This window comes from Micromonospora coxensis (assembly GCF_900090295.1).
GTDB lineage: Bacteria > Actinomycetota > Actinomycetes > Mycobacteriales > Micromonosporaceae > Micromonospora > Micromonospora coxensis.
This window is the reverse complement of record NZ_LT607753.1, coordinates 4026323-4044787: the sequence shown is the minus strand read 5'-3', so window position 1 is coordinate 4044787 and position 18465 is coordinate 4026323. Positions and strand designations below refer to the sequence as shown.

Genomic DNA, 18465 nt, shown 5'->3' with positions numbered 1-18465 from the left:
CAACGGACGGCGCGGACCCGGCGGTACGGGCGCTCAGGCGCGAGCGAGCTGCTGGAGGATCTCGGCGGCCCGCCGTAGCGTGTCCCGTTCACCCTCCGTGAGCGCGGCCAGCCGGTCGGCCAGCCACTCGTTACGGGCCCGCTCGAACTGTTCGAGCACGGCCCGACCCCCCTCGGTCGCCGCGAGGATGACCTGGCGACCGTCGGTCGGATGGGGGGTGCGCTGCACGAGGCCGCGCTCCTCCAGCTTCGCGACGATCTTCGTCATCGTCGGCGGTTGCACCCGCTCGATGTCGGCCAGTTCCCGGGGTGTCAGCGCGCCCGCCAGCTTGAGGCTGGTGAGCGCGGAGAGCTGGGTGACCGTCAGGTCTCCCACCGGGCGGGCCTGCCGGACCCTCCGGTTGAGTCGGGTTATCGCATCACGCAGCTGAGGTGCCAGCTGCGCCGGTGGCACGCGGTTCGCCGTCACCGTCCGCTCCGTCACAGTCGTTAGCTTAACTAATGAGCCTGGCTAACGACACGCGATATGACCATGCTCACGAGAAGTTTGCCCTGCTCCGGGCCGGGTATCCGGTTCGACTCCCCGGCCCGGAGCGGGTGGTGGCGTTACAGCACGGACTCGATCGGCCCGCGCAGGAAGTACAGGATGAAGAGCGCGGCCACGCCGTACAGCAGCGGGTGGATGTCGCGCGCCTTCCCCTTCGCCAGCTTGATCACCACGTACGAGATGATGCCGGCGCCGATGCCGTTGGAGATCGAGTACGTGAACGGCATCAGGGTGATGGTGAGGAACGCCGGGATGGCGATCTCGTAGTCGGTCCAGTCGATGGTGCGTACCGCGGTCATCATCAGGAAACCGACCACCACCAGCGCCGTCGAGGCCGCCTCGAACGGCACCACCAACGACAGCGGCGCGAGGAACATCGCCAGCAGGAACAGGGCGCCGGTGACCAGGTTGGCCACGCCGGTCCGGGCGCCCTCCGCCACCCCGGCGGCGCTCTCGATGTACGACGTGTTGCTGGAGACGCTCGCCGCGCCACCCGCCGCCGCCGCGATCGAGTCGACCAGCAGGATCTCCTTCGCCCGCGGCGGGGTGCCCTGCTCGTCGAGCATGCTGCCCTCCTGGCCGATCGCGACCATCGTGCCCATGGTGTCGAAGAAGTCGGTGATCAACAGGGTGAAGACGAACATCAGCGGCACCAGCCAGCCGGCCCGGCTCCACGAGTTGAGCACGTTGAAGTTGCCCAGCAGGGACAGGTCGGGGATGTCCACCACCTGCCGGGGCAGCTCCGGCACGTTGAGCGACCAGCCCTTGGGGTTCGGCTTGCCGTCCACGAACGACGGGCCGACGTTGGCGACCGCCTCCACGATGATCGCCAGCACGGTCGAGGCGAGGATGCCGATCAGGATCGCGCCGCGCACCCGGCGCACCACCAGCACCAGGGTCACCAGCAGGCCGACCACGAAGACCAGCATCGGCCAGCTGACGATCTTGCCGTTGATGCCCAGCCCGACCGGCACGGTGGTGTTGGCCGCGTCCGGGATCCGCCGGACGAACCCGGCGTCGACCAGGCCGATGATGGTCAGGAACAGGCCGATGCCGACGCCGATCGCCGTCTTCATCTGGGTCGGGACGGACCGGAACACGGCGGTCCGCAGACCGGTGAGCACGAGGACCGCGATGATCACACCCTCGATCACCACCAGGCCCATCGCGTCGGCCCAGGTCATCTCCGGGGCGATCTCGTACGCGACGAGCGCGTTCACGCCCAGGCCGGCGGCGAGCGCCATCGGGAAGCGGCCGACGACACCCATCAGCATCGTCATCAGGCCGGCGACCAGCGCGGTCGCGGCGGCGATCGCCGGGATCGAGAGCTTCTTGCCGTCACCGTCGACGGCGCCGCCCAGGATCAGCGGGTTCAGGACCACGATGTACGCCATCGTGAAGAAGGTCGCAAGTCCACCCCGGACCTCGCGGCTCATCGTCGAGCCACGGGCGGAGATCTCGAAGAATCGGTCGAAACCGCTCCGCGGGTGGGCGGGATCGGGCGGGGTGCCGTTGTCCGGCGGCGCAATGGCCATCAGGTCCTCGCAGGTGATCTTCCGTTGTCGCGCGCATCGTCCCAGATCAGGGCCCGGCAGGAAAAGTTGATCGCGTACGCTTTGCCCCGTGCCACAGGAGCAACCGCCGCGCCCCGAGCCGCTCGACCCGCCGATGGTGCCGTTCGCGGTCGCCGGGCTGGTCGCCTGGGCCGTCGCCGGCCTCGTCCTGCTGGTCTTCTTCCGCGGCTGGCTCACCGAGCACGGGCACGAGAACTGGCTCTGGACCTGCCTGGCCGGATTCCTGTGGGGCTTTCCCGGCCTGGCGGTGATGATGCGGCACGACGCCAACCGGCGCCGCCGTCGACAGGCCGCCGGTCAGGGCTGAGCCGGCCCGGTGTTGGGCCGGCGGGTCAGGACGCCGGCGGCGCGGTCAGGGGTGGCCGTACGGCTCGCCCGGCTCGGCGGCCTCCACCGACCCCGGGGCCCGGCTGACCGACATGGCCTCCACCGCGCTGTCGTCGTAGACCGTCGGCAGTTCCTCGACCGCGGACTCGGCGCTCTCGACAAGCGTCTCGGAGTGCGCGCCGCACCCGTGGTCGGCGCTCACCACCCGGCCGTCGTCCGGGGCGTAGAAGTTGCCGCAGGCGCCGAAGGACTGCCGCAGCGCACCGGCGAGCGGCAGGTAGAAACCGCAGGTGCCGCACCGGGCGGCGGCCGGAGCGGCCACCGAGATCGGTGCGGACGGGCCGTGGTCACCGTCGTACCAGCGCTGGGCCGTGTCGGCGCGTCCCTCGCGGGAGAGCACCCGGGGCCGGCCGAGGCCGAGTTCCCAGGAGACCTCCTCGACCGCCGGGTCGTCGGAGAGCAGGTAGCCGGGGGCGAGGCGCTCGTCGTCCGCCGGGGTGGGGAGCAGGTCGCCCGGCCCGAGGTCGCCCGGCTTGAGTCGCTCCTGCCAGGGCACCCAGCCGGGGGCGAGCAGCGCGTCCGAGCCGGGCAGCAGCACCGTCTCGCAGACGGTGACGTGCTTGCTCCGCGCCACCCGGGTGACCGTGACCGCCCAGCGCCAGCCCCGGTAGCCGGCCAGCAGGCACTCGAAGTAGTGCGTGACGACCCGGTCGCCCTCGGCGACGGCGCGCAGGTGGTCGCCGACGTCGGAGGGCTCCACCTCGGTGATCGCGTCACGGGCCACCTCGACGGCGGCGGCGCAGACCTGGTCGAGGCGGGCGGCACGGGTGGAGGCGGGCCTGGTCACCCGACCATTGTTCCCCATGCGCGCCGCCGCCCGACAGGGACTCCCCGATGACCCCCCGGGCGGCCTCTTCCCCCACTGGCGCGACGCGCGTGGAGCAGATGGGCGAGGATGGTGCACATGCCGCTGTCCTCCCGCTCCGGGCGGTCCGTCCTCGGCCGGACCGTCGGCACGGGCGTGCGCGCCGTACGTCTGCTGCTCCGCGGTTCCGTCAGCGGCGGACGCTGGATGACCCGGCGGGCCGGCTCGGCCCGGGCCAAGGGGGCGGGCAACGAGGTCGGCATGGTCCGCCTCTTCGACCTGCACGCGATCTCCTGCGCCGGTGACACGCTGATCGCGATCGGGCTGGCCGGGACGATCTTCTTCGACGTCCCGCTCGGCGAGGCGCGCAGCAAGGTGGCGCTCTACCTGCTGGTCACGATGGTGCCCTTCGCCATGCTCGCGCCGGTGGTCGGCCCACTGCTCGACCACTTCCGCCACGGTCGCCGGTACGCCCTGGCCACCACCATGCTCGGCCGGGCCTTCCTGGCCTGGCTGATCTCGGACTACATCGGCGGCTTCGGGCTCTACCCGGCCGCGTTCGGCGTGCTGGCGCTCTCCCGCGCGTACGGCGTGGCCCGCTCGGCGGCCGTGCCCCGGCTGCTGCCGGAGGGCCTCGGGCTCTCCCAGGTCGGGGCCCGGGCCAGCGTCTACGGCACGGTGGCCGGCGCACTGGTGGCCCCGATCGGGTTGGCCGCGTTCTGGTTCGGGCCGCAGTGGCCGCTCCGGGTCGCGTCGGTGATCTTCCTGGTCGGCATGGTGATCGCGCTGCGGCTGCCCCCCAAGGCGGACTCCGAGCCGCCGGAGCGGGTGCCCCGACCGCTGCGGGCGCTGCGCCGCGACGGTGACCGCCCGCTGGGCCGGGGCCGACCGGCCGGACGGCTGGTGATCGCCACCCTGATCGGGGCGGCGGCGCTGCGCGCGCTCTACGGCTTCCTGCTGCTCTTCCTGGCGTTCGCGTTGAAGAAGGGCGACCTGACCACCGACTTCTTCGGCCGGGAACTGAGCGACCAGATGGCGTTGGGCCTGGTCGGCGGGGCGCTGGCCGTCGGCGGATTCCTGGCCACCGCGCTCGGCACCCGGCTGCGCATCCACCGGCCGGCGGCCATCCAGTCCAGCACGATGGTCATCGTGGCGGGCGTGGCGGTCCTGGCCACGGTGAAGTTCTCCCTGCCGATGGTCGCGGTGCTCTGCCTGGTGGCCGCGATGAGCAGCGGGATCGCCAAGCTGGCCGTGGACGCCTCGATCCAGGAGCGGATCCCGGAGCGGCTGCGGGCCAGCTCGTTCGCCCACTCGGAGACCGCCCTGATGCTCGCCTTCGTCGCCGGTGGCGGCCTGGGGCTCGTCCCCTTCGACGGGCGGATCGGCATCGCGGTGGCCGCCGGGGTCGGGGTGCTCGCCGCCGGCCGGGGTGTGCTGGTCGCCGGCCGGCTGCGCGCCGAACGCCTCATCGGCCGGCCGCTCACCGACGAGGAGCTGACCGACCGGGACCGGGAGGCGACCGAGGCGGACCGGGCCGCCGCCGCGCAGGCCGCCGCCGACCAGGAGGCCGCCGACCGGGAGGCCGGACGGGACGGCCACCACCGGGGCGACACCCTGGTGGACGGGACCCCGGTGGACGACGACGCGGCGGAGGCCGCGGCGCAGGCCGCGCCGACCTCGCCCGCCCCGACCGGGCAGCCCTCCGACGACGCCGGGCTGGCCCCGCCCGGGTACCACATCTACCGGCCGTCCTCGGCCGTCCCGCGTGCCGGCGACGCCGACGACGAGCGGCGGCGGCAGTCGCCCGGGCCGGTGTCGTGAGCGGACTGCTGGTGCTGACCGCCGTGCCGGCCGAGGCGGAGGCGATCCGGGCCGGGCTGACCGACCCGACGGTGACCGTCCGGCCGGTCGGGGTGGGTCCGGCGGTGGCCGGGGCCGCGACCGCCCGGCTGCTCACCCTGGCCGAGGCGGCGGGTCGGCCGTACCGGGCGGTGGTCAGCGCCGGGATCGCGGGTGGCTTCGCCGGGCGCGTACCCGTCGCCGGGACGGTCGTCGGGACCCGGAGCGTGGCCGCGGACCTGGGCGCGGAGTCACCCGACGGGTTCCTCCCGATCGACGAGCTGGGCATGCCGCCGGAGCTGCTCGGCGGCGGACCGGCCGTCGACGCCGACCCGGACCTGCTCGCCGCCCTGCGCGCGGCGCTGCCCGGAGCCACCGCCGGCGAGATCCTGACCGTCAGCACCGTGACCGGCACCTCTGCGAGCACCCGCGCCCTCGCCGACCGGCATCCCGCCGCCGTCGCCGAGGCGATGGAGGGGTACGGGGTGGCGGTGGCCGCCGCCCAGGCCGGTCTCCCCTTCGCCGAGCTGCGCACGATTTCCAATCCGATCGGCCCGCGCGACCGTGCGGCCTGGCGGATGAAGGAGGCGTTCGTCGCGCTCAGCGAGGCGGCCCGGGCGCTGCGCTGACCGTGCGTGCCATCCTCAGCGCCCGGGATTCGGCACGGAAGCCGCAGGCGGCCAGGAGGCCCACGCCCGGCCCCTCCGTGGTTCCGTGCACCCGGCCGACGCCGGCCTCGGCCATCGCCCCGACCAGCGCGTCCACCAGCCGGCGGCCGATGCCCAGCCTTCGGTGCTCCCGCGCCACGAGCACTCCGTCGAGGACCAGCTCGCGCGGCCACACCGTCTCGTCGCCGCCGTACGCCAGGTGCGGGCTGCGCTCGTGGGCACGCAGCTCACCGATCAGCTCACCGTCGGGCAGTTCGGCGACGAACCGCCACGACGTCGGTGACTGCGGGTCGTGGATCCGGCGCACCGAGAACTCCCGACGGACCCGCTCCGCCGCACGCCGTCGGTCCCGCTGCCCCCGGTCACGGTGCCAGGTGGTCGCGGGCAGCGGCATCGGGAACTGCCGGGGTGGCAGGTTCCGCAAGCCGGGCAACTGCGCCCACCAGGCGCCCGGCCAGTCCCGGGGCTCCCGGACCTCGCTGGGGTCGAGGTGCGCGGGGCAGTTCCGGTCGGCCGCGTCCCGCAGCCCCTCGTACGGCACGGCCGGCAGGGAGCATGTCGCCGCCCCGCCCGGCGCGTCGAGGGGCGTGCCGGCCTGCGGCAGAGAGATCGTCAGCCGACCGGAGACCGCACGCACCAGCCGCTCCACCACGCGGAAGCCGGGGTCGGCGGTACGCCCGGACTCGATCCGGGCGACCGTGCCCTGGGGCACCCCCGACCGGTCGGCCAACTCGCGTTGACTCAGGTCGACGTGCCGGCGCAGTGCCCGGAGCGTCGCACCCAGGTCGACCGTGGACTCGGATCGCGTCATGACCACCATGCTCGACGGCGCCGACGCCCGTCCTCAACACCCTCGACCAACCTGTGGACAACCGTGTGGACAACCCTGTGGACAACGCGACGGGCTGGGGACAACGAGAGCTGCCGGCCCGGGCGGTGGCGACGGTCGGGGACGGACGTGGCCCGATGACCGCCTCATCTCCGACGCACGATGGGTCCCGACGAGCCGCTACAGACTTGAGTACAGATATGAATCGCAGGGTGCGGCCACGGCTGTGGAGCGGGAGGTCCGACCACGGCCGGGACCGGTCCGACCAGTTCAGCAGCGCACAGCGCAGAGCGGGCACAGCGCAGAGCGGGCACAACGCAGAGCGATCGTGTCGCCGACCCGTACCACCTTCCGGTGGGGTTGGTCCTGCAGCACGTACTCGCTCGTCATGCGCGAGACGCTACCGACTCGCGACCTTCGTCCGCCGAGTCATATTCGTCATCAAGTCCGTAGCGGGGCGAAGTGCGCTTCCTCCTCCCCAGGAGCTGGGATCCGGGGGCGTCACAGCGGGGTGGGCGCGGCGGGCGACCGGGCTGCGGCGGGGCTACCGTTGGGACCGTGGCGCTCTCCCTGGCGATCTCGCCCTGCCCCAACGACACCTTCGTCTTCCACGCCCTGGTGCACGGCCGGGTGCCCGGCGCGCCGCCGGTCGAGGTGACCTACGCGGACGTGGACGTCACGAACACGGCCGCCGAGCGCGGCGCGTTCGACCTGGTGAAGGTGAGCTACGCGGCGCTGCCCTGGCTGCTGGAGGACTACCACCTGCTGCCGTGCGGCGGGGCGCTCGGCCGGGGCTGCGGGCCCCTGGTCCTCACCCGGGGCGCGGGCGACTCCGGCACCGCCACCGCCACCAGATCCGGCTCCGGCACCACGCCGGACCGGACCGACCTGAGCGGGGCCACCGTCGCCGTGCCCGGCGACCGGACCACGGCGTACCTGCTCTTCCGGCTCTGGTCCGCCGGTCGGCCGCCGGCCCGGATCGAGGTGGTGCCGTTCCACGAGATCATGCCCGGGGTGGCCGCCGGACGGTACGACGCCGGCCTGGTCATCCACGAGGCCCGGTTCACCTACCCTCGGCACGGGCTGACCGCGCTGGTCGACCTCGGCGAGTGGTGGGAGGGCGACACCGGCCTGCCGATCCCGCTCGGCGCGATCCTGGCCCGCAAGGGCACCGTCGACCCGGTCGAGGCCGCCAATTGGATCCGCGAGTCGGTGCGGCAGGCCTGGGCCGACCCGGAGGCCAGCCGCGAGTACGTGCTCTCGCACGCGCAGGAGATGGAGCCCGACGTGGTGGACCGGCACATCGGCCTCTACGTCAACGAGTTCACCGCGGACCTGGGGGACGCGGGGTTCGCCGCCGTGGAGGCGCTGCTGGGTCGGGCCACCGACGCCGGGCTCGTCCCTCAGACCTCCAGCTCGCGCGCCACCGCGTGGACCAGCTGAGCGATCTTCTGCGCGGTCCTGCGGTCGGGGAACCGACCTCGGCGCAGGTCCGGCTGGACCTTCGCCTCCAGCACCTTGATCATGTCCTCGACCAGGCCGTGCAACTCCTCGGCCGGTCGCCGGCGCAGCTCCGCCACGGACGGCGGGGCCTCCAGCAGCTTGACCCCCATGGCCTGGGCGCCCCGGCGGCTGTCCACCACGCTGAAGTCGACCCGCTGCCCACCCTTGAGGTCGGTGACACCCGCCGGTAGCGCGCCCTTGGGCAGGAACACGTCGCCACCTTCGTCGCTGGTGACGAACCCGTATCCCTTGGCCGCGTCATACCACTTCACTCGACCCGTCGGCACCTGAAGAACCTCTGCTTCGCTCGGAACGTCTACTGCTCCAAGGCTAGCCCGATGATCCGGTCCAGCGCCGCCGGGAATCCGGTGAGATCGTCGAGCACCAGGTGCGCCCCCGCGTCCCGCAGCGCGTCGCGGTCGCACGGGCCGGTGGTTACGCCGACCCCGGGCACCCCGGCCGTCGCCGCCGCCACCATGTCCGCCACGTGGTCGCCCACGTACAGCGTCGCGCCGTGGGCGCGCAGCGCGGTCGCCTTCTCCTCGGCGAAGAGGTCACCCGCCAACTCGTCGACGCGCAGCCCGAGGTGGTCCAGGTGCAGTCGGGCCAACCGGCCGATCTTGGAGGTCACCACCATCACCCGCCCGCCCCGGGCGTGCACCGCGTCCACCGCCTCCAGGGCGCCCGGCAACGGCACCGTCGGCGTGATCGCGTACGCCGGGTAGAGCTCGCGGTAGATCGTCACCGCCTCGTCCACCTGCTCCGGCGGGAACCAGTGCGCGATCTCGGTGCGCAGCGGCGGGCCGAGCCGGGACACCGCCAGCTCCGCGTCGACCGGCACGCCGGTGCGCGCGGTCAGGGCCCGGTAGCAGGCGGCGATGCCGGGGCGCGAGTCGACCAGGGTCATGTCGAGGTCGAAGCCGACCGTCAGGGAGGACACCCGGAGAACGTACCCGCCGACGGCGAACCCAGCCGGACGTCCGAGGGGCGGGACCACCCCGCAGCGGGCTAGCGTGGAACGACGATGACCACCTCACTCGCCGACCACCTGCGCGCCCTGCCCGACGAGTCGCTGGCCGCCCTGCTGCAACTGCGGCCCGACCTCGTCGTGCCGGTGCCGGCCGACGTCTCCGCCCTCGCCGTCCGGGCCGAGTCCCGGGTCTCCGTGGCCCGCGCGCTGGACGGGCTGGACCAGTTCACCCTCCAGGTCCTCGACGCCGCCCGGCTCACCCGGCACCCGCAGGAGGGCACCACCTCCACCGAGGCCGTGCTGGCGATGGCCACCGCCGGGCCGCGTCCGCCCGCGCCGACCACGGTCCGGCGCGCGGTGGACCGGCTGCGCGCGCTCTTCCTGCTGTACGGCCCGGAGCACGCGCTGCGCGTGGCCGGCAGCGTGGACGAGGTCGCCCCGTACCCGGCGGGGCTGGGCCGACCGGCCGCGGAGCTGGACCCGCGGGCGGCGGCGCTCTGCGCGGACGCCGCGAAGCTGCGCCGGACGCTGCTGGCCGCTCCCCCGTCGGCCCGCGCCGTCCTGGACCGGCTCGCCGCCGGCCCGCCGGTCGGCAGCGTGCCGCCGGGTGCCCTCCAGGCCCCCGCCGTCGGCGCCGAGGACGACCTCCCCCCGGACACCACCAACGGCGGCGCGCCCACCGGCTCCCCGGTGCGCTGGCTGGTCGACGCCCGGCTGCTGGTCCGGGTCTCCACCGGCACCGTGGAACTGCCCCGCGAGGTGGGGCTGCTGCTGCGGCGCGACAGCGGCCCGCTCGGCCCGCTGCGCACCAGCCCGCCGCCGGTGGCCGCCGTGCCCCGCGAGCCGAAGCTGGCCGACTCCGCCGGCGCCGGGCAGACGATGGAGCTGGTACGCCACACCGAGGCGCTGCTGGAGAGCCTGGCCGCCGAGCCCGCGCCGGTGCTCCGCTCGGGCGGCGTCGGGGTACGTGACCTGCGCCGGCTGGCCCGCACGACGGGGCTGGACGAGGCGAACACCGCGCTGGTCCTGGAGGTGGCGTACGCGGCGGGGCTGGTCGGTGAGGCGGACCTGCCCGGGGCGACCACCGGCCGGTACGGCGCCGACCAGCAGGTGCTGCCCACCGGCGGGTACGAGGTGTGGCGGGCGATGTCGCTGGCGCACCGCTGGGAGCAGCTCGCCCGCGCCTGGCTCACCATGAGCCGCCAGGTGGGGCTGGTCGGCCAGCGCGACGACCGGGACCGCCCGATCAGTGTGCTCTCCGCCGAGGCGGAACGGGCCGGCGCGCCGGCCGCCCGGCGGGCGGTGCTCGGGGTGCTGGCCGATCTGGAGCCGGCCACCGCGCCCACCCCGGACGAGGTGCTGGCCCTGCTGGACTGGCGGGCGCCCCGGCGCAGCCGGGGCCGGGAGGCCGCGCACCGGGAGGTGCTGACCGAGGCGGCCCAGCTCGGCGTGACGGGGCTCGGCGCGCTCACCTCGTACGCGCGGCTGCTGCTGGGCGACGTGACCGAGGCCGACGAGCGGGGCGGGGACGACACGTTGGGCCTGCGCTCCGAGGCCGAGAGCGGGGACCCGTCGAGCGCGGTACGGGCGCTGGACGCCCTGCTGCCCGCCCCGGTGGACCACTTCCTGGTGCAGGCCGACCTGTCCGTGGTGGTGCCCGGACCGCCGGATCCGACCCTCGCCGCGGAGCTGGACGTGGTGGCCGAGCACGAGTCGGCGGGTGGGGCCAGCGTGCACCGGGTCACCCCGGCCAGCGTCCGGCGGGCCCTGGACGCCGGCTACACCGCCGAGGACCTGCACGCCCTGTTCCGCCGCCGGTCGCGTACCCCGGTCCCGCAGGGGCTCACCTACCTGGTGGACGACGTGGCCCGCAAGCACGGCGGGCTGCGGGTCGGCTCCGCCGGCGGGTACGTGCGCAGTGACGACGAGGCGCTGCTCGCCGAGGTGCTGGCCGACCGACGGTTGGAGCCGCTGGCGTTCCGCCGGCTGGCCCCGACGGTGCTGGTCACCCCGTACCAGGTGCAGCGGATGCTGCTCGCGTTGCGCGACGCCGGGTACGCGCCGGTGCCGGAGGACGCCACCGGCTCGGCGGTGCTCGCCCGGCCGAAGACCCGGCGGGCGCCCGCCCGCGCGTCGGTGGGCACCCGGGGCGTCGACCCGCTGTCCGCGCCGAAGCTGGCGATGCCGCGCCTGCTCGGGGTGGTGGAGCAGATCCGGCGGGGCGACGCGGCGGCGCGGGCCGCCCGCCGCGCCCCGGCGGTGGTACGCGGCGGCGCGGCACGGGCGACGGCCGGACCGATGCCGGCGCACAGTCACAGCGACGCGCTGGCGGTGCTGCAACAGGCGCTGCGGGACAAGGCGCTGGTCTGGGTCGGGTACGTCGACGCGCACGGGGCGACGGCGTCCCGGCTGGTGCGACCGGTGTCGATCGGCGCGGGTTACCTGCGCGCCGAGGACGAGCGGACCGAGATGCTGCACACCTTCGCGCTGCACCGGATCACCGCCGCGGTACGCGAGGACTGACCCGGTCAGCGCCGGTCGCGGCGGAACGTGCCGATCACCGAGACGGCGAGGAGCAGGCCGAAGGCGGCTCCCGCCGTCTCGCCGACCGAGGCGACGAAGCCCTGCCGCTGCACCAGCCAGCCGAAGAAGAACCACCCGACCAGGGCGAACGCGGCGGCGGCGTACCCGACCAGGGTCGCCGTCGAGATCTCGTCGGCCGGGCCCTCGTCATCGGTGACCGACTCCTGGTCGACGCTCATCCAGCCTCCCCCGCCCGTACGGCCCGTGCTCCCAGGGTGACACCGGACAGGCCTGGCGCACAGGGGATAAAACCCCGAGTCGGCCGTGTCGCGGGAGCGGGCCCTGCGGACGGGGGCGGCGGCGGTGGATCAGGTGCCGGGGCGGCGGCCGACGAGCACCACCCGCGAGCCGACCGCGCCGAGTTCCCACCAGCGCACCGCGTCGGCGTGCAGCAGGTTGACGCAGCCGTGCGAGCCGATCGCGCCGTTGTGCAGGTAGGTGGTGGTCTCGTGGAAGCCGATCCCGCCGTTGAAGCGCTGCCAGTACGGCAGCCAGACGTCGTACGGGTCCGACCACTCCTTGATGTTCCGGAAATTGATCTTGTACGTCCCGGCGGGGGTGGCGAAGCCCGCCATCCCGGTACGCGTCACCGTCGGGCGGGCCACCACCGTGCTGCCCTTCATCACCCAGGTCGTCTGCCGGGTCAGGTCCACGCAGAAGGTGATGCCCGTACCGGTGTCGCACCGGCTGGTGTCGGTGGTGGCGAGCCGCTTCGCCACGTCGTACGTCAGCGGTCCGGCGCGGCCGGCGGCGGGGCGGATGTCGTACCGCAGCTGGAACTTCTTGATCGCGGCGCAGTCGGCATCGGTCTGCCGGCCGTCCACGGTGACCGTGCCGAAGCCACCGAGGCGGGCGAGGTACCCCTCGACCTCGCGCTGGTACTCGCCCTGGTCACAGCGGGTCTTGGTGACCGGCTGGGGGGCGGCCGGGGCCCGCCGCTTCTGGGTGGGCGTCGGCGGGGTCCTGGTACGCGTCGCCGACGCCGCGGTCGCCTTGCGCGGCGCGGCCGGCTCGGCCGGCGGGGCGACCGACGGTGTCGGACGGGTCCGCTGGTCGGCCGGGGAGACGCCACTCGCCCCCGTTACCTGCTCCGCCTTGCCGACCGGGGCGAGCCCTCCTCCAGTGCCACCCGGGTCGGCCTGCGGATCGAGCGCGCATCCACCCGCACCGACCAGCGTGACCACGGCCAGGGCGGCGATCCGGATGGTGATACCCGTGTGTCTCATGGCGCCCTCCCGAATCGACCGTCCCATTGGTAGACGTGCGGGGATCCGGAAACGTTGCGTCGTTCGGGCAATTTTCTTTACATCCCAGACCCCGTGCAACACTGGATGGTCGGCCTGCGGCGGGTGCCACCTGCGGCGACACGGTGGCCGGCGACCCGGCCGAGGAGAGGACGCTGGCGTGAGCGGTGGACCACTGATCGTGCAGTCGGACAAGACCCTGCTGCTGGAGATCGACCACCCCGACGCGCAGGCCTGCCGGATGGCGATCGCGCCCTTCGCCGAGCTGGAGCGCTCGCCCGAGCACGTGCACACCTACCGGCTCACCCCGCTCGGGCTGTGGAACGCCCGCGCGGCCGGCCACGACGCCGAGGGCGTGGTGGACTCGCTGATCAAGTACAGCCGCTATCCGGTGCCGCACGCCCTGCTGGTCGACGTGGCCGAGACGATGGACCGGTACGGCCGGCTCCAGCTCGCCAACGATCCCGCGCACGGTCTGGTGCTGCGCGGGCTGGACCGGATGGTGCTGATCGAGGTCGCCAAGAGCAAGAAGCTCGCCGGGATGCTCGGCAACAAGATCGACGACGACACCATCCAGGTGCACCCCTCGGAGCGGGGCCGGCTCAAGCAGGCGCTGCTCAAGCTCGGCTGGCCGGCCGAGGACCTGGCCGGGTACGTCGACGGCGAGGCGCACCCGATCGAACTGGCCGAGGGCGGCAAGGACGGCGGCAGGCCGTGGACGCTGCGGTCGTACCAGCGGGAGGCCGTGGAGGCGTTCTGGGCCGGCGGGTCGGGCGTGGTGGTGCTCCCCTGCGGCGCCGGCAAGACGCTGGTCGGCGCTGCGGCGATGGCCGAGGCGAAGGCGACCACGCTGATCCTGGTCACCAACACGGTCGCCGGCCGGCAGTGGAAGCGCGAGCTGATCGCCCGCACCTCGCTGACCGAGGACGAGATCGGCGAGTATTCCGGGGAGCGCAAGGAGATCCGACCGGTCACCATCGCCACGTACCAGGTGCTCACCTCGCGGCGCGGCGGCGCGTTCACCCACCTGGACCTGTTCGGGGCCCGCGACTGGGGCCTCGTCGTCTACGACGAGGTCCACCTGCTGCCCGCGCCGATCTTCCGGTTCACCGCGGACCTCCAGGCCCGCCGCCGGCTCGGCCTCACCGCCACCCTGGTCCGCGAGGACGGCCGGGAGGGCGACGTGTTCAGCCTGATCGGCCCCAAGCGGTACGACGCGCCGTGGAAGGACATCGAGCAGCAGGGCTGGATCGCCCCGGCCGAGTGCACCGAGGTACGGGTCACCCTGACCGACGCCGAGCGGATGTCCTACGCGACGGCGGAGTCCGAGGAGCGCTACCGGATGGCGGCGACGGCGCGGACCAAGCTGCCGGTGGTGCGGGCCCTGGTGGAGCGGCACCCGCAGGAGCAGGTGCTGGTGATCGGCGGCTTCCTCGACCAGTTGCACCAGCTCGGTGAGTACCTGGACGCGCCGATCGTGCAGGGCTCGACCACCAACAAGGAGCGCGAGCGGCTGTTCGACGCGTTCCGCTCCGGCGAACTGCGCACCCTCGTCATCTCCAAGGTCGGGAACTTCTCGATCGACCTGCCGGAGGCGGCGGTGGCGATCCAGGTGTCCGGGACGTTCGGGTCGCGCCAGGAGGAGGCGCAGCGGCTCGGGCGGGTGCTGCGGCCGAAGGCCGACGGGCGGCAGGCGCACTTCTACACCGTCGTCTCCCGGGACACCATCGACACGGAGTACGCGGCCCACCGGCAGCGCTTCCTGGCCGAGCAGGGGTACGCGTACACGATCGTGGACGCCGACGACGTCCTGGGACCGTCCCTGCCGTCGTTCGACTGACACTGCCTTGATCGACTCGGTTTGCGGCGTGTCGCGGTATCCAGTCCGCCCCGACCCCGCAACACGCCGCGAGCCGAGTCGATCTCTGCGGGCCGGTCGGCGTGACGGCGTCACGTCGGCTCACCGGCTCAGGATGGTCTCCCGTTCCATGTGGGACAGCTTCTCGGGGTTGCGCACGGCGTAGATCCCGGTGATGAGGCCGTCGTCGACACGCAGCGCCAGGACCGTGTCCAGCTCGCCGTCGAGGTGCAGGATCCGAGGCCGAGCAGGCCGAGCAGGCCGCGCTGGCACTCGCCGAGGAGGGCACCCGGCTCGCCGACGCCCACCGGGGCGTGTCCGACGAGACCTGGGCGCAGGTGCGCAAGCACTACGACGACGACCAGATCGCCGCCCTGGTCTGTCTGGTCGGCCTGATCAACGCGGCCAACCGGCTCGCCGTGATCCTGCACCAGAAGGGCGGCTCGTACGAGCCGGGCATGTTCGCCGCCGCGTTCGACTGACGCCCTCCGACCCGGCCCGGGACCCTTCGATCCTGTGCCGGGCCCGCGCCGCGCCGCGGATCGAACCCCTCAAGCCGGTCCACGGCTGTCGGCGCCGTCCGGCTCCCAGAGCTGGATCACGTTGCCCTCCGGATCGCGCAGGGTGGCGAATCTGCCGTTCGGGTACTCCTCGGGGTCGACCTCGACGTCGATACCGGCACCGCGCAGCTGGGCGACCATCGCATCGAGGTCGGCGACCCGGAAGTTGAGTGACCAGGAGTGTTCGGCGCCGCCGAAGTGCTCGGAGTCGGCCGGCATCGCGGCCACCACGGTCGGCCCGGGTTGCTGCCACCAGGAGGACACGTCGTACGACGTCGGTGCCAGATCGACGCCGAGGTGCGTGGCGTACCACTGGTTGATCCGGTCGGGGTCCGCGGCGCGGAAGAAGACCCCGCCGATGCCGGTCACGCGTTCCATGGGTTCCAACCTGCCAGATCGAGCTCGCCTCGGCCGTCCTGGTCTACCTGCTGGACACGTACGCGAAAGGGGTTGGCGGGCCGCTGGGTGCGGCCCGCCAACCCCTGTGCGGAGACTTCGTCAGCCGTTGCCGCCGGCCCGGAAGGCGACCCACGCGTCGCTCATCCGGTCCGCCTGACCGTCGGTGAACATGTTCATGCAGGAGTCCTGCGTGTAGTCCATGAAGTTGTGGATCGGGTCCAGGCCGGGCGCGGTGCAGCTGTCCGCGCCGACCGGGCAGTTGAACTGCGGCGCGGCCTCGCGCGGGGTGTCCGCGACGAAGTCGCCGGAGGCGGAGCAGCCGTGCGCGAAGGTGTGCTCCAGCATCAGCCAGTGCCCGACCTCGTGCGTCAGGGTGTCACCGAGGGCGTACTTGCCGGCGGTGCCGCCCGGCATCGACTCGTCGAGCAGCACCACGCCGTCGATGTAGTCGCGGCCGTTGTTGTAGCCCTTCGGGAAGTACGCCCAGCCGAGGAGCCCGCCGCCGATGTTGGCCGCGTACACGTTCAGGGTGGTGGAGTCGCCGGTGTACAGCGCCTTCTTCATGTCCCGCTCGTTCTTGCCCGGGACGACGGTGTACCAGTCGCTGTTCACCGTCCACGTGGTGTCGACGAGGTCGAACCGGAACGGCGTGTCGGCGGCGTCGGCCGCGGTGCGGCCGGCGAAGGAGTCGTTGAGGACCTCCATCTGCGCGGCGATCATGGTGTTGAACCGGGTGGTCTCGGCGGCGCTGAGCGGGTGGTCCGAGATCATGTGGAAGACCGTCGGCACGGTGACGCTGCCGTTGGCCAGGCGCGGGGAGTCCTTGATCACGCCGTAGGCGTTGGCCTCGTTCTTGGAGTAGAGCTCCGGCTCCTTGGCGGTGGCGCCCTCGGCGACCCGGGCGACGCTGTGCCCGTGCTCATCCGTCTCGCACGCCTCGACGGCCGGGGAGGCGGGGGCGGGCGCGGGGGCGGCCACCGCGCCGTACGCGCCGCCGGACGTCAGGAACGTGGCAGCGGTGGCGGTGAGGACTGCCAGTCGGAAGGCCGATTTTCTGTGCATCGGTGCACCTTTCGGGGGATGGAGAGCGGTGCGGGGCGACGCGGGGTTGCCATGACCAGGTCAATGACGTCGCCGTCCCGGTATAAGACCACGTCGGCGGCGTCGGCGACAGCCCTGAGGACCGGGCCGGAGACGATGTAACGACAGGGGGCTGAGCAGCGCTGTTGATGGATTTCTCAGGCCGCTCGGCAGCCGCTGGGGACGGGCGGGGACGGGCGGCGGCGCGGTGCGGTCAGGCGGTCGCGCCGGCGGCCACCACCGCCGCCCGACGGCGGCGCAGCACCAGCCAGGTGGCCAGGATCGTCAGCGAGACCAGCGGAGCCGGATGGCCGAGCACCCCGGCGACGGCGAGGTCCGCGACGACCCCGGCGACGGTGGCCACGAACACCCCGCGGGGTGCCGTCTCGGCGGAGACCCGCCGCCGGTCCGCCGGCATCCAGCGGGTCGTCGACCAGGGCTTGGCCACCGACACCCACGCCTGGAAGGCGATCGCGCCGGCCATCAGCGCCGAGCCGACAGCCAGCGGTACGGCCGGCCCGACGCCGCCGGTGGCCGCCGCCTCGGCGCTCTCCGCCAGCGCCTCGCCGAGGACGAAGATGCCCAGGTGGAGCTGGACCAGCGTGATCGCGAACTTCACCAGCACCCACCGGTGCCGGACGAACCCCCACGGAGTCGCGGCGGCGAGCATGAAACCGGTGAACGCCGAGGCGTTGGCGAGCGGGGCGAGCAGCCTGCCGTCGAGCACCTGCGCCATCGAGGTGGCGCTCACGGCCACCTCGCGGCTCTCCGTGGTCAGGCTGGTGACCAGCAGCACGAAGATCGCCAGGGCCTGCGCCATCCACCCCACCGAGGTGACGACGTGCAGCCAGACCGTGAGCTGCCGCCAGCGGCGTACGGGTCGGGATGCCATGCCGGCAACGCTGTCACCGCACGACCGCGCCGACCACCGGAGAAAACCCGCGTCGTACGACCCTGAGGCCGGCCGCCGTCCTCAGGGGACCCCCTACGGTGTACGACGCGGTGGGTACGGCTACGGCTGGCGGACCCGGTAGTAGAGGTGGGTGACCTCGTCCCCCTCGATCACCGTCGGCCCGGTCAGCTCGACCGGCGCCTTCGCGAGCCGGTCGAAGAACGGAACCCCGCCGCCGAGCAGCACCGGCACCAGGTTGACCCGGATCTCGTCCAGCAGCCCGAGGTCGAGGCACTGCCGGGAGATGCTGCCGCCGTTGACCCCCACCCACCGGTCACCGGCCAGCTCCCGGGCCTGCGCGACGGCGCTCTCGACCCCGTCGGTGACGAAGGTGAACCACCTGCCCTGCCGCGGCCACCCGTCCGGCACGTGATGGGTGACGACCACGACCGGCCGACCGATCGGGTGCATGCCACCCCACCCGTCGGTCAGGTCGAAGAGCCGCCGGCCGACGACCAGCGCCCCGGTGTCGTCGAGGGTGCGCAGGTGCCGGGCGCTCGCCGCCGAGGTGCGGAAGGTCCGGTCCGGCTGGGCGGTGGGTCTGACGACGTCGCCGTTGCCGTACCACCGGAAGAGCAGGTCGAAGCCGCTCTCCCCGGGGCCGGCGATGTAGCCGTCCAGGGACATGCTCGCCTCGGTGAAGACACCGGACATCGGCTCTCTCTCCC

At 73.4% G+C, this 18465-nt stretch carries 20 protein-coding genes; 7 read left to right on the top strand and 13 right to left on the bottom strand.

Features of this window, described 5'->3' with window-relative positions:
* Positions 1 to 33: 33 nt before the first annotated feature.
* Positions 34 to 483, bottom strand: a complete 450-nt coding sequence (locus GA0070614_RS18485) for a MarR family winged helix-turn-helix transcriptional regulator (protein ID WP_172892462.1) — start codon at positions 481 to 483, stop codon at positions 34 to 36.
* Positions 484 to 605: 122 nt separating this feature from the next.
* Positions 606 to 2081: an NCS2 family permease gene (locus GA0070614_RS18480; RefSeq protein WP_088977140.1), complete on the bottom strand. Its 1476-nt coding sequence runs from the start codon at positions 2079 to 2081 to the stop codon at positions 606 to 608.
* 88 nt (positions 2082 to 2169) lie between these two features.
* On the opposite strand from GA0070614_RS18480, the gene GA0070614_RS18475 reads away from it, so the two are divergent.
* Positions 2170 to 2427 (top strand): DUF2530 domain-containing protein, encoded by a 258-nt coding sequence (locus GA0070614_RS18475; RefSeq protein WP_088977139.1) that lies wholly within the window; start codon positions 2170 to 2172, stop codon positions 2425 to 2427.
* Between the two features lie 45 nt (positions 2428 to 2472).
* On the opposite strand, the gene GA0070614_RS18470 is transcribed toward GA0070614_RS18475, so the two are convergent.
* Positions 2473 to 3312: a DUF3027 domain-containing protein gene (locus GA0070614_RS18470; RefSeq protein WP_088977138.1), complete on the bottom strand. Its 840-nt coding sequence runs from the start codon at positions 3310 to 3312 to the stop codon at positions 2473 to 2475.
* A gap of 99 nt (positions 3313 to 3411) precedes the next feature.
* Between GA0070614_RS18470 and GA0070614_RS18465 the strand changes: the two genes are divergently transcribed.
* Positions 3412 to 5133, top strand: a complete 1722-nt coding sequence (locus GA0070614_RS18465) for an MFS transporter (RefSeq protein WP_088979502.1) — start codon at positions 3412 to 3414, stop codon at positions 5131 to 5133.
* Entirely contained in the window at positions 5130 to 5780 is a 651-nt protein-coding gene (locus GA0070614_RS18460) for a futalosine hydrolase (protein WP_088977137.1), read from the top strand. Before GA0070614_RS18465 ends, GA0070614_RS18460 begins: the two co-directional genes overlap by 4 nt.
* On the opposite strand, the gene GA0070614_RS18455 is transcribed toward GA0070614_RS18460, so the two are convergent.
* Complete coding sequence (locus tag GA0070614_RS18455) at positions 5752 to 6630, bottom strand: GNAT family N-acetyltransferase (RefSeq protein WP_157745038.1); 879 nt, start codon at positions 6628 to 6630, stop codon at positions 5752 to 5754. The two genes, GA0070614_RS18460 and GA0070614_RS18455, sit on opposite strands and share 29 nt — an antisense overlap.
* Before the next feature lie 576 nt (positions 6631 to 7206).
* On the opposite strand from GA0070614_RS18455, the gene GA0070614_RS18450 reads away from it, so the two are divergent.
* Complete coding sequence (locus GA0070614_RS18450) at positions 7207 to 8091, top strand: 1,4-dihydroxy-6-naphthoate synthase (protein ID WP_088977135.1); 885 nt, start codon at positions 7207 to 7209, stop codon at positions 8089 to 8091.
* Here the strand turns inward: GA0070614_RS18450 and GA0070614_RS18445 are convergent.
* Positions 8052 to 8438 carry a cold-shock protein gene (locus tag GA0070614_RS18445; RefSeq protein ID WP_088977134.1) on the bottom strand — a complete coding sequence of 129 codons (387 nt, stop codon included), beginning with the start codon at positions 8436 to 8438 and terminating at the stop codon, positions 8052 to 8054. The two genes, GA0070614_RS18450 and GA0070614_RS18445, sit on opposite strands and share 40 nt — an antisense overlap.
* A gap of 29 nt (positions 8439 to 8467) precedes the next feature.
* Entirely contained in the window at positions 8468 to 9091 is a 624-nt protein-coding gene (locus GA0070614_RS18440; protein ID WP_088977133.1) for an HAD family hydrolase, read from the bottom strand.
* 84 nt (positions 9092 to 9175) lie between these two features.
* On the opposite strand from GA0070614_RS18440, the gene GA0070614_RS18435 reads away from it, so the two are divergent.
* The gene (locus GA0070614_RS18435) at positions 9176 to 11644 is read left to right on the top strand and encodes a helicase-associated domain-containing protein (RefSeq protein ID WP_088977132.1); all 2469 of its coding nucleotides are present in this window, start codon (positions 9176 to 9178) and stop codon (positions 11642 to 11644) included.
* 5 nt (positions 11645 to 11649) lie between these two features.
* On the opposite strand, the gene GA0070614_RS18430 is transcribed toward GA0070614_RS18435, so the two are convergent.
* Together GA0070614_RS18430 and GA0070614_RS18425 are read right to left on the bottom strand one after the other, a co-directional pair.
* Positions 11650 to 11883 (bottom strand): hypothetical protein, encoded by a 234-nt coding sequence (locus GA0070614_RS18430; RefSeq protein WP_088977131.1) that lies wholly within the window; start codon positions 11881 to 11883, stop codon positions 11650 to 11652.
* Between the two features lie 129 nt (positions 11884 to 12012).
* Complete coding sequence (locus GA0070614_RS18425; protein WP_088977130.1) at positions 12013 to 12930, bottom strand: L,D-transpeptidase family protein; 918 nt, start codon at positions 12928 to 12930, stop codon at positions 12013 to 12015.
* A gap of 178 nt (positions 12931 to 13108) precedes the next feature.
* Here GA0070614_RS18425 and GA0070614_RS18420 point away from each other — a divergent pair, with 178 nt between their 5' ends.
* Complete coding sequence (locus GA0070614_RS18420) at positions 13109 to 14788, top strand: DNA repair helicase XPB (protein WP_088977129.1); 1680 nt, start codon at positions 13109 to 13111, stop codon at positions 14786 to 14788.
* Between the two features lie 120 nt (positions 14789 to 14908).
* Here the strand turns inward: GA0070614_RS18420 and GA0070614_RS30275 are convergent, their stop codons facing one another.
* Positions 14909 to 15079: a hypothetical protein gene (locus GA0070614_RS30275; protein ID WP_231933323.1), complete on the bottom strand. Its 171-nt coding sequence runs from the start codon at positions 15077 to 15079 to the stop codon at positions 14909 to 14911.
* Positions 15080 to 15120: 41 nt separating this feature from the next.
* On the opposite strand from GA0070614_RS30275, the gene GA0070614_RS18415 reads away from it, so the two are divergent.
* Complete coding sequence (locus GA0070614_RS18415; RefSeq protein WP_231933322.1) at positions 15121 to 15288, top strand: carboxymuconolactone decarboxylase family protein; 168 nt, start codon at positions 15121 to 15123, stop codon at positions 15286 to 15288.
* Positions 15289 to 15357: 69 nt separating this feature from the next.
* Here the strand turns inward: GA0070614_RS18415 and GA0070614_RS18410 are convergent, their stop codons facing one another.
* From GA0070614_RS18410 to GA0070614_RS18395, 4 genes are all read right to left on the bottom strand, one after another.
* A complete protein-coding gene (locus GA0070614_RS18410; RefSeq protein WP_088977128.1) occupies positions 15358 to 15744 on the bottom strand; it encodes a VOC family protein in 387 nt (128 codons plus the stop codon).
* A 120-nt stretch (positions 15745 to 15864) separates the two neighbouring features.
* A complete protein-coding gene (locus GA0070614_RS18405) occupies positions 15865 to 16827 on the bottom strand; it encodes a zinc metalloprotease (protein WP_088977127.1) in 963 nt (320 codons plus the stop codon).
* 232 nt (positions 16828 to 17059) lie between these two features.
* A complete protein-coding gene (locus GA0070614_RS18400) occupies positions 17060 to 17737 on the bottom strand; it encodes a hypothetical protein (RefSeq protein WP_088977126.1) in 678 nt (225 codons plus the stop codon).
* Between the two features lie 120 nt (positions 17738 to 17857).
* Positions 17858 to 18451 (bottom strand): dihydrofolate reductase family protein, encoded by a 594-nt coding sequence (locus GA0070614_RS18395; protein WP_088977125.1) that lies wholly within the window; start codon positions 18449 to 18451, stop codon positions 17858 to 17860.
* Positions 18452 to 18465 lie beyond the last annotated feature (14 nt).